Origin of the sequence: Mesorhizobium sp. M1406, assembly GCF_040317555.1 — a bacterium.
Lineage (GTDB): Bacteria > Pseudomonadota > Alphaproteobacteria > Rhizobiales > Rhizobiaceae > Mesorhizobium.
In genome coordinates this window covers 125,839-141,016 of the sequence record NZ_JAMYKW010000004.1, presented here as the reverse complement: position 1 = coordinate 141,016, position 15,178 = coordinate 125,839, and the positions used below count along the sequence as shown (strand labels likewise).

15 protein-coding genes are annotated in these 15,178 nt (G+C 63.3%); all 15 read right to left on the bottom strand.

The features are described from left to right. Positions 1–19: 19 nt before the first annotated feature. Positions 20–1,612 carry an apolipoprotein N-acyltransferase gene (lnt, locus tag NKH03_RS05920; RefSeq protein WP_352872130.1) on the bottom strand — a complete coding sequence of 531 codons (1,593 nt, stop codon included), beginning with the start codon at positions 1,610–1,612 and terminating at the stop codon, positions 20–22. Positions 1,613–1,715: 103 nt separating this feature from the next. After that, complete coding sequence (locus NKH03_RS05915; RefSeq protein ID WP_352872136.1) at positions 1,716–2,186, bottom strand: VOC family protein; 471 nt, start codon at positions 2,184–2,186, stop codon at positions 1,716–1,718. 16 nt (positions 2,187–2,202) lie between these two features. Beyond that, positions 2,203–3,297 carry a hemolysin family protein gene (locus NKH03_RS05910; RefSeq protein ID WP_352875903.1) on the bottom strand — a complete coding sequence of 365 codons (1,095 nt, stop codon included), beginning with the start codon at positions 3,295–3,297 and terminating at the stop codon, positions 2,203–2,205. A gap of 28 nt (positions 3,298–3,325) precedes the next feature. Further along, positions 3,326–3,826 carry an rRNA maturation RNase YbeY gene (ybeY, locus tag NKH03_RS05905; RefSeq protein ID WP_352967600.1) on the bottom strand — a complete coding sequence of 167 codons (501 nt, stop codon included), beginning with the start codon at positions 3,824–3,826 and terminating at the stop codon, positions 3,326–3,328. Positions 3,827–3,844: 18 nt separating this feature from the next. Further along, positions 3,845–4,837: a PhoH family protein gene (locus tag NKH03_RS05900; RefSeq protein ID WP_023758127.1), complete on the bottom strand. Its 993-nt coding sequence runs from the start codon at positions 4,835–4,837 to the stop codon at positions 3,845–3,847. Between the two features lie 83 nt (positions 4,838–4,920). Beyond that, entirely contained in the window at positions 4,921–6,330 is a 1,410-nt protein-coding gene (gene miaB / locus NKH03_RS05895; protein WP_352872126.1) for a tRNA (N6-isopentenyl adenosine(37)-C2)-methylthiotransferase MiaB, read from the bottom strand. A 73-nt stretch (positions 6,331–6,403) separates the two neighbouring features. After that, positions 6,404–7,204, bottom strand: coding sequence for a lyso-ornithine lipid O-acyltransferase (olsA, locus tag NKH03_RS05890; RefSeq protein WP_352967599.1), 801 nt, complete (start codon positions 7,202–7,204; stop codon positions 6,404–6,406). Positions 7,205–7,224: 20 nt separating this feature from the next. After that, the gene (gene rimI, locus NKH03_RS05885) at positions 7,225–7,719 is read right to left on the bottom strand and encodes a ribosomal protein S18-alanine N-acetyltransferase (protein ID WP_352875910.1); all 495 of its coding nucleotides are present in this window, start codon (positions 7,717–7,719) and stop codon (positions 7,225–7,227) included. Positions 7,720–7,804: 85 nt separating this feature from the next. Further along, positions 7,805–8,482: a tRNA (adenosine(37)-N6)-threonylcarbamoyltransferase complex dimerization subunit type 1 TsaB gene (gene tsaB / locus NKH03_RS05880; RefSeq protein WP_352967598.1), complete on the bottom strand. Its 678-nt coding sequence runs from the start codon at positions 8,480–8,482 to the stop codon at positions 7,805–7,807. 108 nt (positions 8,483–8,590) lie between these two features. Continuing rightward, complete coding sequence (locus NKH03_RS05875; protein WP_352967597.1) at positions 8,591–9,697, bottom strand: DUF1513 domain-containing protein; 1,107 nt, start codon at positions 9,695–9,697, stop codon at positions 8,591–8,593. A gap of 352 nt (positions 9,698–10,049) precedes the next feature. Further along, positions 10,050–11,129, bottom strand: coding sequence for an imelysin family protein (locus NKH03_RS05870; protein ID WP_352967595.1), 1,080 nt, complete (start codon positions 11,127–11,129; stop codon positions 10,050–10,052). Then, positions 11,129–12,730, bottom strand: a complete 1,602-nt coding sequence (locus NKH03_RS05865) for a di-heme oxidoreductase family protein (RefSeq protein WP_352967593.1) — start codon at positions 12,728–12,730, stop codon at positions 11,129–11,131. Before NKH03_RS05865 ends, NKH03_RS05870 begins: the two co-directional genes overlap by 1 nt. A gap of 12 nt (positions 12,731–12,742) precedes the next feature. Then, positions 12,743–13,228 carry a bacterioferritin gene (gene bfr, locus NKH03_RS05860; RefSeq protein ID WP_352967591.1) on the bottom strand — a complete coding sequence of 162 codons (486 nt, stop codon included), beginning with the start codon at positions 13,226–13,228 and terminating at the stop codon, positions 12,743–12,745. Then, the gene (locus NKH03_RS05855) at positions 13,194–13,505 is read right to left on the bottom strand and encodes a (2Fe-2S)-binding protein (RefSeq protein ID WP_352629776.1); all 312 of its coding nucleotides are present in this window, start codon (positions 13,503–13,505) and stop codon (positions 13,194–13,196) included. Before NKH03_RS05855 ends, bfr begins: the two co-directional genes overlap by 35 nt. 111 nt (positions 13,506–13,616) lie before the next feature. Then, complete coding sequence (locus NKH03_RS05850; RefSeq protein ID WP_352967590.1) at positions 13,617–14,906, bottom strand: imelysin family protein; 1,290 nt, start codon at positions 14,904–14,906, stop codon at positions 13,617–13,619. Positions 14,907–15,178 lie beyond the last annotated feature (272 nt).

Below are 15,178 nucleotides of genomic sequence, written 5' to 3'. Positions count from 1 at the left end.
GTTTCTAATGTGTTGGCTGTCAATTCACCCGTAGCCTCTGCCTTACGCTCAAAATTGCGGCCGCAATGGCAAACAGCAACATGATCAGCATTCCGTTAACGCGTCGTTGGCCAGGAGAGATAACCGCCTGTTCGGAAATCGGCACATGGGCATCGATGGCGCCGCGGGCGTCGATCGCCAGCGCGTCGACAATACGCCCGCGCGGATCAACCACGGCCGAGATGCCGTTGTTGGCCGCACGCAACAATGGCAATCCATTCTCCACCGCACGGATCTGGGCCTGCCTGAAATGCTGATACGGACCCGGCGTGTCGCCGAACCACGCATCATTGGTAACGTTCACAATAAGCTGTGCTGACGTAGCGTCAACTGCCACAAGATCGGGAAAGATCACCTCATAGCAGATAAATGGCAATGCACGGATGCCGTCGGGCAGCGTGATGGCGTGCCGCTCGTTTCCGGCCGCAAAACTCATCGGCCCGGCAACCAGTTGCTCGATGCCGAAACGCTCGAGCAGATCGGAGAAAGGCAGATATTCGCCGAACGGCACAAGGTGAACCTTGTCGACAGCATCGGAGATTTCACCCTTGTCGTCTATCGCGACCACGGAGTTATAGTAGCGGCTGTCGGCATTCGCGGCCGAGCCGCCTTCCTCGCGGACGACGCCGGCGATCAGCATCTGGCCGGGTGCCAGCATGTCGCCCAGCGCCGTCAATGCGTCCGGACGCTCCGTGAAGAGGAACGGCACCGAGGTTTCGGGCCACAGGATCAGTTGCGGCTTGCCGTGCCCCGGGTCCGGCGCCTTGGCCGACAGCCCCACCAATGTTGCGAAGATGCGGTCGCGCACCGAGGCGTCCCACTTTTCCGACAGGTCCACGGCCGGCTGGACGATGCGGACGTCCAGGCTGTGCGCCGCCGGCGGTTCGGGAGCGGCAAGCCTGACATAGCCGAAGCCGACATGGGCGGCGGCGAGCATGGCAAACAGCCCGGCGCCGAGACGCAGATGCCGACGCGTCGCCAGCAGCGCCGGCAGCGCGAAGACGAACACCGCGAGCGCGTTCATGCCGATCATGCCGGTCACCGAGATGCTTTGCATCAGTAGCGGCACGGGCATGGCCGCGTAGCCGATGGCATTCCAGGGGAAACCGGTGAACAGGAAGTCGCGCAGCCACTCCGCCAGCCCGAAGCCGAAGGCAAGGGCAGCGATGCGGCCGATGTCGCTGCTCCACAAGAGCCGGGCAACCATGGCCGCAAAGCCGTAGAAAAAGGCGAGTGCGAAGGGAATGCCGACCGCCGCGAAGGGAAGCGCCCAGGCAAAGCTGTCGGCCTCGACCAGCAGGGCCGAGCCGATCCACCAGAGGCCGGCAAGGAAATAGCCAAAGCCGAACCACCAGCCGACGGCGAAGGCCGGTCGCAAGCGACGGAACAGGCTGCCGGAGGCTTCGCCGGTGGCGCCGTCGAGCAGCCAGACCAGCACGGGAAACGAGATGAAACAGGCGGCGAAGAAATCGTAGGGCGCCTGGCCAAGCACGGCAAACGCACCTGCGATAAACGCCACGAGCGCGCGCCGCCAACCCCAAAGCAGAATTATCCGGCCGGCAAGGCGCACCATGCATACTTCCGAGTCGCGCGAATCAGGACGCAAGATTTAACAGGCCACGGTCCGCGGGCCAAACGCCGGATGGCAGGCCGCGATGTAAGCTCCGGTCACCACTCTACCGGTGCCAGCCGTCGATTTGAACGCCGCCCAGCCGTTCGGCCTCCTCGCGCGGAACCGAACGGATGGTCTGCGTGAAGGTCCAGACATGGCCCTCGGGATCGCGCGCCCGATACTGGCGTTCGCCATAGAACTGATCCGCCGGCTCCTGGACGATCTCGGCACCCTTGGCCCTGGCACGCTCGCAATGAGCATCCAGACCGTCCTTCAGCTTGACAAGGACCGACTGCGTGTTCTTGCCGGCGACCGAAGCCGGGCTGGCGACGTAATCGATCCATTCGGAATCGACGATGATGTGGCCGTCGCCAAACCGCATCTCGGAATGGACGAGCTTTGCCTCGGCATCACTGACCACCATGCTGCGCTCGAAGCCGAAGGCCGCCTCAAGCCAGTCCAGCGCGGCCCGAGGATCCTTGTAGAACACGCCGGAGCCCAGGCTTGCGCGCTTGAATGGGTCGTCGACCGTCACCGGGCGAGCGAAACGCTCACGCCTGTTCGGCACGGGCCGTGGCGCGCCGGCGGCGCTCGCCCTTCTGGCTCTGTACGATGCGCACGCGCTTGACGCGGCGTGGATCGGCATCCAGCACATGGAATTCGAAGCCGGGAATGGCTTGAACCACCTCGCCGCGAGCCGGGACGCGGCCAAGCGTATTGAAGATCATGCCGCCTATGGTGTCGACATATTCGCCATGTTCGCCGGCGGCGAAATCCCCGCCGATCATCTTGGCGACATCGTCGATCTCGGCCTTGCCGTCGACGATGAACACGCCGTCACCGCTCTGGGTGATCATCGGCTCATCATCGTCATGCTCGTCCTCGATGTCGCCGACCACCATCTCGACGATGTCCTCGAGCGAGGCAAGGCCGTCGGTGCCGCCATATTCGTCGATGACAAGCGCCATCTGCGTGCGCGTCGTCTGCATGCGGCCCATCAGGTCGGAGGCAAGCATCGACGGCGGCACGAACAGCACCGGGCGGATCAGATTGAGATCGCCAATGGTGCGCGCGAGGTCGACCTGTGCGAGATCGAGAACCGTGGCGGCGGGGGTTTTCCTGGTCGTGCGGCCCTTTTTGACGCGCGCGATCTTGGTGATGTGAGCCAGTACGTCACGGATGTGGACCATGCCGCGCGGATCATCGAGCGTCTCGGAATAGACCGGCATGCGCGAATGGCCGGATTGTTCGAAGGTGCCCAGGAGGTCGCCGAGCGTCGTCGTGATTTCGACCCCCTGGATGTCGGCGCGCGGCACCATGACGTCCTCGACGCGCACCTCGCGCAGCCGCAGGATGTTGTTGAGCATGGCGCGTTCGCCGGGCGAGAAGGCCCCGGCGTCGCTCGTCGTTTCGGCAAGCGCGTCGGCAATTTCCTCACGCAGGCTGGTTCCGTTGCGTTGCCTAAACAGGCCCAGAACGCGGTCGAACAGGGAGGGACCGGCGGGCGATATTTCGCTGGCAACGCTGCCGGTGCTGGCAGCACCAGAGGTAACGGTACTCGGACTTGATCCCTCTTCCGACTTATCGGAAGCCTTGGTCGCACTGCCGGCGTCGGGGCGGGCGGCAGTCTCTGGTTTGTCGTTCATCGTCGTCCGGTCAATTGGTCAGAAGTAGTTACGCGTAGGGATCGGGAATGGCAAGCCTTGCGAGCGCAGCACGTTCGATGGCTTCCATCGCCTCGGCCCCGGCGTCGGTCTCGTGATCGTAGCCCAGCAAGTGCAGCAGGCCATGGATGACGAGATGGGTGATATGGTTCTCGACAGGCTTGTCTTCCAGTGCCGCTTCACGCGCGACCGTCTCTGCGGCCAGCACGATATCGCCCAGCATCGGCGGCAGCGGGGCCCCTTGCAGCAACGGAAAAGCCGGGAAAGACAAGACGTTGGTCGGTTTGTCCTTGCCGCGCCAACCGGCGTTGAGGGTCCGGATATGGGCATCGTCGGAAAAAACGAGGCTGAGTTCGGAACGGCCCGCCACGCCGGTCTCGGCAAAGGCAGCCGCGACGGCGCGATCGACCAGCCGCGTCAGGTTTGCCTCATCGGGCCATTCGCCCGCTTCGACAAATATATCGATGTCGACGGGAAGCGCCCCGTCGCCGGATATCTTGTCCTCAGGCATGAAGCCGCATCGTCAAAATCAATTCTCGGCGCCGAGGCCGCGCGCCAGTTTGGCATCCCGGTCATAGGCCCTGACGATTTCCGCCACCAGCGGATGGCGAACGACGTCGCCATCGTTGAAGCGCACGGTGACCGCCCCTGCCACGCCGTCCAGCACGCGCAAGGCTTCGACCAGGCCTGATTTGGTGTTCGAGGGAAGGTCGATCTGGGTGGGATCGCCGGTGACGATCATGCGCGAGTTCTCGCCGAGACGGGTCAGGAACATCTTCATCTGCATCGGCGTGGTGTTCTGCGCCTCGTCGAGGATGACCGCGGCGTGCGCCAGCGTGCGGCCACGCATGAAGGCGAGCGGCGCGATCTCGATCACTTCGGCGGCAATGGCGCGCTCGACCTTGTCGGCCGGCATCATGTCGTAAAGCGCGTCATAGAGCGGCCGCAGATAGGGATCGACCTTTTCCTTCATGTCGCCCGGCAGGAAGCCGAGCCGCTCGCCGGCCTCGACCGCCGGCCGCGACAGAATGATGCGCTCGACCATGCCGCGCTCGAGCAGCATCGCCGCATGCGCCACCGCGAGATAGGTCTTGCCGGTGCCGGCCGGACCGATGCCGAACACCAGTTCCGACCGCTCCAGCGCCCGCATATAGGCGTCCTGGTTGAGCGATCGGGCATAGATCGTCTTCTTGCGGGTGGCGATCTGGGCGGCTGAGACCTTGCCCTTGCGCTCCAGCGTCGGCAACGTCAGCTGATCGTCGGCGGCGATTGCCATGCGCACGGCGCCATCGACGTCGGACTGGCCGATATCGACGCCCTTCTGGAGAATGCCGTAGAGGTTGTCCAGGGCGCGGCGCGCCTGCTCGGCGGCTGACGCCGAACCCTTGATGGTCAGCTGGTTGCCGCGCGAGCGGATGTCGACGCCGAGCTTCTGCTCGAGCCTGGCGAGGTTTTCGTCGAACTGACCGTAAAGGGCGCTGGCAAGCTTGTTGTTGTCGAAAGTCAGAACGATATGCGCCATATCAGAAGCCCCGGATGCAGTGGTCTGGGGCAGATTCTTCACTTCCGCAGCGCTCAACCGTCTCTCCTTATCTGCCGAGACCCTCAGGCCAATTCGGCGAACAGGCTGTTGTAGCCCGTCTTCGTGATTCGCACCTGGATAATGTCACCGATTTCGCCGGCCTTTTCATCAACAATAACCGGCTGCAGCCACGGCGAGCGGCCGACCTTCTGGCCGGCCTGTCGGCCGGGCTTCTCGATCAGCGTGTCGATGGTGCTGCCGACGAGGCTCAAGCCGAAATCCTGCTGCTGTTTCACAAGCAGGGCCTGCAGCCGCTGCAGACGCTCGTCCTTGACGGTTTCCGGCACATGATCGGGCATTTCAGCGCCCGGCGTGCCGGGACGCGGCGAATATTTGAACGAGAAGGCCGAAGCGTAGCTCACCTGACGCACCAGTTCCATGGTCGCCTCGAAATCCGCTTCGGTCTCGCCGGGGAAGCCGACAATGAAGTCGCCTGAAAGCGCTATGTCAGGCCGGGCAGTGCGGATGCGGTCGAGCAGCGCCAGATAATCCTTGGCCGTATGCCGGCGGTTCATCGCCTTGAGGATGCGATCGGAACCTGATTGCACCGGCAGATGCAGATAGGGCATCAACGCCGGCAGATCGCGGTGGGCGGCGATGAGTTCGTCATCCATGTCGCGCGGGTGGCTGGTGGTGTAGCGCAGCCGCGCCAGGCCGGGAATTTCGGCCAGCCTGAACAGCAGGCGGCCAAGGCCCCATTCCTCGCCGTTTTCGCCGCGGCCATGCCAGGCATTGACGTTCTGGCCAAGCAGCGTCACTTCGCGCACGCCGGCTTCCGCCAGGCGCTCAGCCTCCGCGACGATCTGTGCCACCGGCCGCGAGACTTCCGAGCCTCTGGTGTAGGGCACGACGCAGAAGGTGCAGAATTTGTCGCAGCCTTCCTGCACGGTGAGGAAGGCGGTGACGCCGCGCTTGATGACCTCGGCGCGCTTCGGCTGCGGCAGGTATTCGAACTTGTCCTCGATGGCGTAGTCGGTCTCGACGATCTTCTCGCCGCCGCGCACCCGCGCCAGCACATCGGGGAGCCGGTGATAGGTCTGCGGGCCGATGACCAGGTCGACGGCCGGCGAACGGCGGAGGATCTCGGCGCCTTCGGCCTGCGCCACGCAGCCGGCGACGCCGACCAGCATCTCGCGGCCGGCCAAGGCGCGTTCGGCCTTCATATCGCGGATACGGCCGAGCTCGGAATAGACCTTTTCCGCCGCCTTCTCCCTGATATGGCAAGTGTTGAGCAACACCAGGTCGGCCTCGCCGATGGCATCGGTCGCGGAATAGCCATCGGCGGCGAGCGCATCGCTCATACGCTGTGAATCATAGACGTTCATCTGGCAGCCATAGGTCTTGATGAAGACTTTTTTCGCTGCCGTTGAAAGCACCTCCGGCTGTCCGGCCGCGGTGCGGATGTCGTCGCTTTCGATCGTGTTCAAGTCCATCTGGCGGCTTCTAACGCCTTTCCGTGACAAAAAACAGACCATTCTCGGCATGCGCCCGCGGGCGCGGCCGGGGCTAGCGGCTCGGGCGCGGATCGGCAAGCGCTGCCTGCATCATCCGGCGCACCTGACTTTCCATCAGTTTCGACGTTTCCTTGCGGTTCGAACCCTTGGAAAAAGCAATCGCCTCGCCGAAATGCACCTCGACGTCGAGGGCCCCCTCCGCCAGCAACACCTTGAGATGCGGCATCAAATCCTCATCGCCGATCCAGGCTGCAAGCGGGCGGTGGCGTCGGCCGAGCGGCACGCCATGCAGGCGGGTATAGGCAATCGCCACCGGCTGGATGAAGACCTGCTCGGCCGCACCTTCCGAAATCGCCATCGACGCGGCGCCAAACAGCGTGCTCTTGAACGGCAGGACGATGTTGCCGTCGCCTGTCGAGCCCTCGGCGAACAGCACCATGGCGTCGCCTTTGGCCATGCGGCTGGCGATCTCGCTTGCCTGGTCGCCCGAGGACCGCTTGCGCTCACGCTCGATGAACACGGTGCGCTGCAGCTTCGACAGCATGCCGATCAGCGGCCAGCCTTCCATATCGGCTCTGGCGATGAATTTCACGTCGGCAAATGAGCCGAGCACCATGATGTCGGTCCACGAGATGTGATTGGATGCCACAAGCAAAGGACGCTCGGCCGATAGCGTTCCCTTGACATGGATGCGCATGCCGAGCGCCCGGATGATCAGCCTGTGCCATATCTTGAGGATGAAGGTTTCCGGCCACCAGCCGGTCTTCATCGACAGTATCTGCAAGGGCACGAGGACCAGCGAACCGGCGACAACGAGGCCCAGCGCCAGGAAAATCCTGATTTTCTTGATCATCGCCCTATCCCGGCCTCTGGCTAGCGAAGATCGCGGCGCATGACAAGCGCGCCGGTCGGTCCGTTTTCTGGCGACTTGTAGTAATTCGGTCGCTTCCCGACCTCGCGGAAGCCCAGCCGCCGATAGAGCGCGATCGCCGCGACATTGGTCTCGTCGACCTCCAGGAACAGCGCTTCGGCACGCTGCGCGTGCAGTTCGCGCAACACCGCGTCCATCAATTGCCAGCCCAGCCCTTGCCGGCGGTGCGATCGCGCCACCGCGACGGTCAGTATCTCGCCTTCGCCGGCCGCGAGCCTCGCCAGCACGAAACCGACGGGCGGCTTGGAGCCCTGTCCGGTTTCGCGCGCGGCATAGCCGAATACGGTGTCCTGTTCGAGCAAGGCGGCGAATTCGCCATCCGTCCATGGGCGCACAAAGTCCTCGCGATGCAGCAGCGAGACCGCCGGGCTGTCGGCGATCTTCAGCGGCTCGAGCGCATAGTCCCGGCGGCGTGGTTGGAGAAAAGGTATGCGCATTAATTTTCGTTTTCTTGTTTGACCATGATCTCTGGACAAAACGGTTTCCCGTTTGTCCGAGAGAACCGACATCGACTTTTCGGGATCATGGTCTGAGCCTTGCTAGTATAAATCCGGCCTGCGGCTTGGCGTCGGCGCCGCGCAAGTAAAGCGGTTTTGGCCTTTCGCCCGGACCCTTGGCGGCAGCCAGGCCGGCGTAGGTGACAATGTCCGCCGTGGCTGTCCGATGGCCGATATCGAAGCCGCCCCCCGCCGATGCGACGATCAGCGCCGCCGCGGTACCGGCAAGCACCGAAGAATGTTCCGTCGCCATCGCCACGACGTCAGCCAGTGTGGCCACAGCCGGACCGTAAGTCAAAGCCGACATTTCATCGTAGAGGGCGGCATGGATTTCCTCGCGGCCTGCATCGAGCGCCGCCAGCACGGCGCGGCCGGGAAATGCCGCCGCTGCTTCAGCGGCCAGCGCCTCGAGCGTCGTCACCCCGATCGCGGGGATCTGCAACGCCAGCGCCAGGCCACGCGCGGTCGAGACGCCGACGCGCAGACCAGTGAAGGAACCCGGGCCGACGGAAACGGCGATGGCGCTAAGACCGGCATAGTCGGTTGCACTTGCCTTCAGCGCTTCGGCGATGACCGCCATCAGCTGCTCGGCATGGCCCTTGCCGAGATCGAGCACCGAACGGCCAAGCTCCTGCTTCGCCGCCGCGTCATAGACGCAAGCGGCGCAGAGGTTGGCGGCACAATCGATGGCAAGCAGTTTCATGGAGCGACCGGTTCGAAAAACAATTCCCTGTGCCCGCCATAGCCCGCCACCGCAAGGGGATAGTGCATAATTCGTTAAGCGGCTTCGCTTCGCCCCGGCGGGAAATATCTACGCCGCCTGTTCGATACGCAGCATGTGGTTGTCCCAGACATAGTCCGGTTCGGAGCGTGTCGCACCGCTGCCCTCGACGATCTCGCCGGCGCCCGTGGTGGCCATGAAGCCGGTTCCGTCGGGTGCCACGCCGCAGACTTCGACCAGTGCGCTGGCCGAGACGACCCGGCTGCTCGCCGAATCGATCACGACAAGCGAGTTGCCTTCCGGCGAGGAGACGGCGACGGTGCCGGCAAGCGGATTGGCGGCAACCGAGCCTATATAGTTGCGGAAGCCGGACAGCACGTCCCGCGGCATGTCGAGGAGCTGCAAGTCCTTGCCGCGCGCGGCGCGGCCGACCAGCAGCGGACGATCGGTGCCCGGCCCCCGGTACTGGCAGCCGAACCAGACGATGCCGGATGGGTCGGCGTCCATGTGGCGGATCGACAGCTGGTGCAGTGCCGCCGGGAGTTCATGCTTCTCGATGAGATCGCCGGTGATGCGGTCGATGAGCACATAGGACGGCTTCATGGTGGCGATGTTGAGCTCGGTGCGGCCGTAATCCGGATGGGTCTCGATGCCGCCATTGGCAACCGCGATCGTCCTGCCGTCGCCCAGCAGCAGAAGCTCGTGCGGACCCATGCCATGGGTCGGGAACTCACCGATGCGGTTGAACTTCGCCCGCGCGTCGTAGATGCCTACCACACCGGCAGCGTTGTCGAAGTCGTTTTCGGTGGCGTAGAGCAACGCCCCGTCGGGCGAGAACGCGCCATGGCCGAAGAAATGCCGGCCGCTGATGCTGGCGATGGTCAGCGGCGCGTTCCGGCCGGAATGATCGAATACCACGGCGAACGTGCCGGGCTGGCGAGCGAAGACCACCGAACGCTTCGATGTGGGATCGAAGGTGACGTCATGGCCGCGATCAGGCAGGTCGATCGCGTGCAGGACCTTGCCGGCCTCGGACAGGACCGCGGCGCCATAGCTGCCGTCGCGCTTGACGAAGGCGGTAGCGAAGACGGCGTCCGCCGTAAGCGTTTTTGCCAAGGCCGACGGCGTCAGCGCCGCCATGAAGCCAACGCCTGCAGCTCTCAGGAAATCGCGGCGATCGATGAGGGAGGTTTTCAAGAGACTATCCTCCCCTGCACTGGCTCGCTCCAAGACACGGTGATTATTACGGATCGGAGCTGACGCTTGGCACCTACCGATTCTTGGAATGATCCATCGCAGACGTTGGAAGTTGGCCGAAGCCTCCGGAACTTCGTCATCCACGGGCGGAGCAGGAGCGAAGCTCCGTCGCGGAGACCCGAGGATCCATGCCGTGACCTTGACCGTCGGGTGCAACGGAGCAAAATTCTGGACCGCGGCAGCGCTTTGAAGTCGCGGCATGGATCCCGGGGTCTGCGCTGCGTCGCTTCGCTCCTTGCTTCGCCCCAGGATGACGAAGCTATGGGCGTTTCGGCCAATCTCAAGCTCATGCTCAGTCCCCATCCAGCGACGAGAAACCGGCGGTCAGGCCGAATTCGGCGGTCAGCCTGGTGCCGATCAAGGTCGACAGGCTGGAGGTGATCAGCGCGAAATGGTCGAGTTTTTCACGCAGTGCCGGATCGGCAAGCGCCTTGTCGATCGGGCCCTGGATGGACTTCGCGGTGGCGACACCGTTGACCAGCTGGATGTGGATCGACTCGGCCATCCAGCGCGCATCGGCCGGCAACGCATCGCCAAGCTTCGATGCCTGGAACAGCGTGTCTATCCCGGACAGATTGCCGGCTAGCGAATTGGCGGTGTTCCGCGAGCGCCAGTAGATCGCCTGTTTCGGCTTGTCCGCATCCCGCTTTCCGCCGAAAAACCCTTTCAGGCGCACGTCGCGAACCATTTCCAGCTCATTGATGAAGACGCCGACCAGTTCCGTCACCGCTTCGTTGCCGTCGCGATAAAGTGCGTTCTGAGGCCCCGGATTGGCCCAAAGAGCGGCAAAGCCGTCCGGCTTGTTCCAAGCGGCGCTGACGTCGCCGGCCATGGTTTCGATGTTGCCGGCAACCGCCGTGCCATAGGCGCAACGATAGGGATCAGCCTTGCCGGAAAGTCCCTCGGCGCCGTCGCCGTAAAGCACGAATTCGAGCGCGCCCAGCCCCTGCATGGCAACACTCTTGCCGGCCAGCTGTGCCGGATCGGTGGCGGTCGGATCCTTGGCCGCCAAGGCTGCCTGCACCTGCTTCAGGCCGATGCTCTTGCGATCCGGCCAGAACAGCATGCGTTCCAGCCGGTTGTTCTCCTTGATCGGTCCGAATCCGATGATTTCGGCTGAGGACCAGGCATAGACGGTGGCGGAAAATGCCGCGCGCGCGGCATCGAGCTTCCCTTGCGAGGGCGCTTCGCAGAGCTTGTGCATCGCTTTCGTTAGGGCTTCCGCATGCTCATGCAGGCCGGCATAGGCGGGGCGGACAAAGCCGTCGATTGCCCCCTGGATGATTTCGGAGGCTTTGACCGCCGCGGATGCCGGGACGGCGCCCAGCAGAGCCAGCGGAAGAACGAGAAACAACACACAGCGCTTGAGCATCACAGTGACTCCAGGAATTTGAGCAGCGCATCGCGGTCGGCCGCATCAGCGGCGGCAAAGCGGTCGCGCGCCTTCCGCGCCTCGCCACCATGCCAAAGGATCGCCTCGGTCAGGCTGCGCGCGCGCCCATCATGCAGGAAGAAGGAATTGCCGTTGATCGTCTCGGTCAGGCCGATGCCCCATAGCGGCGGCGTGCGCCACTCATTACCCGTCGCATCGCCCACGGCTTGGCCGTCGGCCAGATCGGGCCCCATGTCGTGCAGCAGAAAGTCGGAATAAGGCCAGATCAACTGGAAGGCCTGCGCCTTGTTGGGCGTGCCGCGACGGGTGACGAATTTCGGCGTGTGGCAGGCAATGCAGCCGATCTCGTAGAAGATCTTCTTGCCCGTGAGCACATCTGGCCGGTCGAGGTCGCGGCGCGCCGGCACGGCGAGGTTTTGCGAATAGAAGGTGACCAGATCCATCACCGGCGGCGGCGCTTCGACCGGCCCGAGACGCTGCTGCGCACCGGTCGGCATGGCGAGGCATTTGGCCTGCGCGGCGGTGCAATCCCCCCAGTGTTTTGGTTCTTCCGGCGTCGAGATGCCGATGTCGCCGGCAAAGGCGTCAGCTGCCTGCTGACGGATCGACGCGGTCTGCGCCTTCCAGCCGAAACGAGCAAGCGTCAGCTCTCCGCCCGGGCCGTCGCGCACGATGTTCGGCCTGCCGGAAATGCCATCGCCGTCCACGTCATTCGGGTCGGCGCGGACAAGGATATCGGCCGGCGCAATCTCTTCGATCAGGCCAAGGCCGATCATCGGCGGCGTCAGGCGCGGCGACAGCGTGATGCGCGGATCGAGTGGTCCATAGGCAGGATCGACAACCGAATAGCTTGGTTTGTGTAAGGAAATCACGGTGCCGTCCGTCAGCTCCACCTTACGCTCCCGATAGTCGACATGCATCCGGCCTTCGCCGCGCAGGCCGGGCACCGCCAATTCCTGCAATTGCGCGCCGTAGACCGGGTCGGGGAAATTGAGCACCTTGTGGTCGGCAAGTGCTGCTCTCTCTTCCGCGCTGCTGGCCTCACGCGCCAGCCGCAGGAACATCGAGGTGGTAACGGCGTCGCCTTGCGGGGGACGGCCGCGGCCATCCTTCAGATGGCAATTCTGGCAGGCGCGTTCGTTGAACAGCGGGCCGAGCCCGTCCGAGGCCTGCGTCGAGGACGGCGACGACACCCAGTTCTTGCGAAACAGGGCATTGCCGAGCTTGAAGTCGCCCTCTTCCTCAAAGGTGATGTTGGCCGAGGATTGCGAGAAAGAATCGCGGCTGACGTCCTTTCTTGACGTGCCGGCGCCCCCTTGCATCAATTCGAATTGCTCGGGCCTGGAGAAATCCGACGTCGGCCTGGTGATTACGGTGACGCGCGCCTGATCCTTCGCATTGAGGTCGGTGCGCGTGGTGGCGAGGCCGGCGGGTTGAAGATTACCGGCCATCGCCGAAGAGGTGAGCGCCATCACGAGGACGATACAGCGCCGACGCGCCAATTTGGCTGGCGTCTTCCGAGGGAGCGGCGAGCCATCGGCCCGCCGCGAGCGGCGCACGAATTCTAGCAGGCGCCGCATTCCCGCATGCCCTTACCTCGCCTCGTCCGCCGATGCGGCGTTGAGCTGGCCGTATTTTTCCTCGCCGATAGAGGCAAGCAGGTCGAGCTGCGTCTCTAGGAAGTCGATATGACCTTCCTCGTCGGCCAGCAATTCCTCGAACAGCTTCATCGTCACATAGTCGCCCGCGTCGTTGCAGATTTCGCGTGAACGCTTGTAGGCGGTACGCGCGTCATATTCGCCGGCAAGGTCGGATTCGAGCACTTCCTTGACGTTCTGGCCGATGCGCAGCGGCGCCACGGACTGCAGGTTCGGATGGCCTTCAAGGAAGATGATGCGAGCCACGAGCTTGTCGGCATGGTGCATCTCCTCGATCGATTCCGCCCGCTCCTTCTTTGCCAGCTTGGCGTATCCCCAGTCCTCCAGCAGACGGAAATGCACCCAGTACTGATTGACGGCCCCTAACTCCAGAAAAAGGGCCTCGTTAAGCCGCTCGATGACCTGCGGGTCGCCTTTCATGATTTCTGCTCCCGTATTGGACGCGCAGGCTTCTGACGCGATCCAGGTGTGAAACGATATCCACGCCGCTCGCCTCCGAGCGGGCGTGGTAATTTTCGGTGACCCGAATGATCGTTTCCACCACATTTGGGAAGCAGCCGCAACAGCGACCGCGCTTTTGCATGGCATGATAGACCTTCGCCGGCACGATCAGCTGCCAGGGATCCTGATCCAGCAGCCCGACGATCGTCTGCTCGATCTCCTTCTCAGTGATGATGTTGCAATGGCAGATCAGCATTAATTTGCTCGGATGGCTGACGGCGCCTCCCGCGCCGTGTGGCTTTATTTCCTACCGGAGCCCATGCCGAAGCCGACGTCCGGCTCCGGAGCAGGCTCCAGCCTTTCGACCTTACTTGAACACCTTGTCGGGTGCATCGAGACTGTCGGACCCCTCGAAGGCGATGGTGCTGAGCTTCAGGGAGCCAACGGCGCGTTCGATCGACTTGGTCTGGTCGATCAGCGCGTCGATCGCTGCCTGCACGGCGGCATTGCCTTGCGTGTTGCCCTCGGCGATCTGCTGGTCATAGGCCTCGCCGGCCAGTGCCCGCGCCTTGATCGCCTCCATCTTGGCGACCGTGACATCGAGCTTGTCCGACAGCTCCTTGTCGATCGCCGGATCGGCTGCCTTCACCATGTCGGCCACCGAGGGACCCGAAACGACGGTGCCGTCGAGGCTGGTATAGTTGGCATGGTAGGCAGCGCGGATGCCGATGGCATCGTAGAGATGCGAGTTGTAGGTGTTGTCGGAGAAGCAGTCATGCTCCTCTTCCGGATCGTGCAGCAGCAGGCCGAGCTTCATGCGTTCGCCGGCCAGTTCGCCGTAGGACAGCGAGCCCATGCCGGTGAAGATCGTCGAGATGGCGGTGTTCGGCTCGCCATCGACGAGAGCCTTACGCGCGGCACCGCCTTCCTTCCAGTTGCCGACCATCTCCTGCAGGTCGGAGACCAGAAGATCGCTGGCCGACTTCAGATACTGGGCGCGACGGTCGCAATTGCCGCCGGTGCAGTTCTTGAGGTCGTAGTCGGTATAGGGACGTTCGCCGGCGCCCGGGCCGGTGCCATGCAGGTCCTGGCCCCAGAGCAGGAATTCGATGGCGTGGTAGCCGGTGGCGACATTGGCCTCGACGCCGCCGGCTTCCTGCAACGTGCCGGAGAGAAATTCCGGGGTCAGGCTCGAGGCATCGACCTTCTTGCCGTTGATCTCGATCTCCTTGTTGGCGATCACATTGGCCGTATAGAGCGCGTTCGCGTCCGATTCGGTGCCATAGCTCTTGGCGACATAGTCGATCAGGCCTTCGTCCAGCGGCCAGGAATTCACCTTGCCCTCCCAGTCGTCGACGATCTTGTTGCCGAAACGGTAAACCTCGGTCTGCTGGTAGGGAACGCGTGATGCCTTCCAGGCGTCGCGGGCTGCATTGAGCGTTTCCACCGAGGGGTTGGCAAGCAACGCGTCGACTGCCTTGTCGAGCGCCTGCGCGGTGGTCAGCGAATCCTCATACTTGGCGAGCGCGATGTCGGAATAGGTCTTGATAACCGCCTTCGCATCGGTTTCCGCCTTGGCCGGCAACACGAACACCGCCGCCGTCAGCAGGGCCGTGGCGCCGATCGCGGCAAACCTGCCGCCATATCGTGCTGTCATAATCACTCTCCAGTTTCTCGGAAATTCTGTAAATGGCGCACGCGGCAACGGGCGCATGGCGATCTGCAAGCCATTGGGCGCAAGAGATGCCGCGCCATCGCGCGGTTCGCGGAAGAAAGACACCAAAATGCCTCCAATCGAAAGGGTTCAAGGCCCAGACATTAAAGGGATGCGCTGACGCGCGAGCTTCCATAAAGCTGCGACATCGCCGGATGTCAATGGAGATCAGCAAGAAAAATCAATTGAAACAATAGTTTAGAATTATTCTAAAC

Coding starts and splice junctions, on each gene's coding strand:
- lnt (WP_352872130.1), bottom strand. CDS start 1,612: ATGGTGCGCCTTGCCGGCCGGATAATTCTGCTTTGGGGTTGGCGGCGC.
- NKH03_RS05910 (WP_352875903.1), bottom strand. CDS start 3,297: ATGAACGACAAACCAGAGACTGCCGCCCGCCCCGACGCCGGCAGTGCG.
- ybeY (WP_352967600.1), bottom strand. CDS start 3,826: ATGCCTGAGGACAAGATATCCGGCGACGGGGCGCTTCCCGTCGACATC.
- NKH03_RS05900 (WP_023758127.1), bottom strand. CDS start 4,837: ATGGCGCATATCGTTCTGACTTTCGACAACAACAAGCTTGCCAGCGCC.
- miaB (WP_352872126.1), bottom strand. CDS start 6,330: ATGGACTTGAACACGATCGAAAGCGACGACATCCGCACCGCGGCCGGA.
- olsA (WP_352967599.1), bottom strand. CDS start 7,204: ATGATCAAGAAAATCAGGATTTTCCTGGCGCTGGGCCTCGTTGTCGCC.
- rimI (WP_352875910.1), bottom strand. CDS start 7,719: ATGCGCATACCTTTTCTCCAACCACGCCGCCGGGACTATGCGCTCGAG.
- tsaB (WP_352967598.1), bottom strand. CDS start 8,482: ATGAAACTGCTTGCCATCGATTGTGCCGCCAACCTCTGCGCCGCTTGC.
- NKH03_RS05870 (WP_352967595.1), bottom strand. CDS start 11,129: ATGCTCAAGCGCTGTGTGTTGTTTCTCGTTCTTCCGCTGGCTCTGCTG.
- NKH03_RS05865 (WP_352967593.1), bottom strand. CDS start 12,730: ATGCGGCGCCTGCTAGAATTCGTGCGCCGCTCGCGGCGGGCCGATGGC.
- bfr (WP_352967591.1), bottom strand. CDS start 13,228: ATGAAAGGCGACCCGCAGGTCATCGAGCGGCTTAACGAGGCCCTTTTT.
- NKH03_RS05855 (WP_352629776.1), bottom strand. CDS start 13,505: ATGCTGATCTGCCATTGCAACATCATCACTGAGAAGGAGATCGAGCAG.
- NKH03_RS05850 (WP_352967590.1), bottom strand. CDS start 14,906: ATGACAGCACGATATGGCGGCAGGTTTGCCGCGATCGGCGCCACGGCC.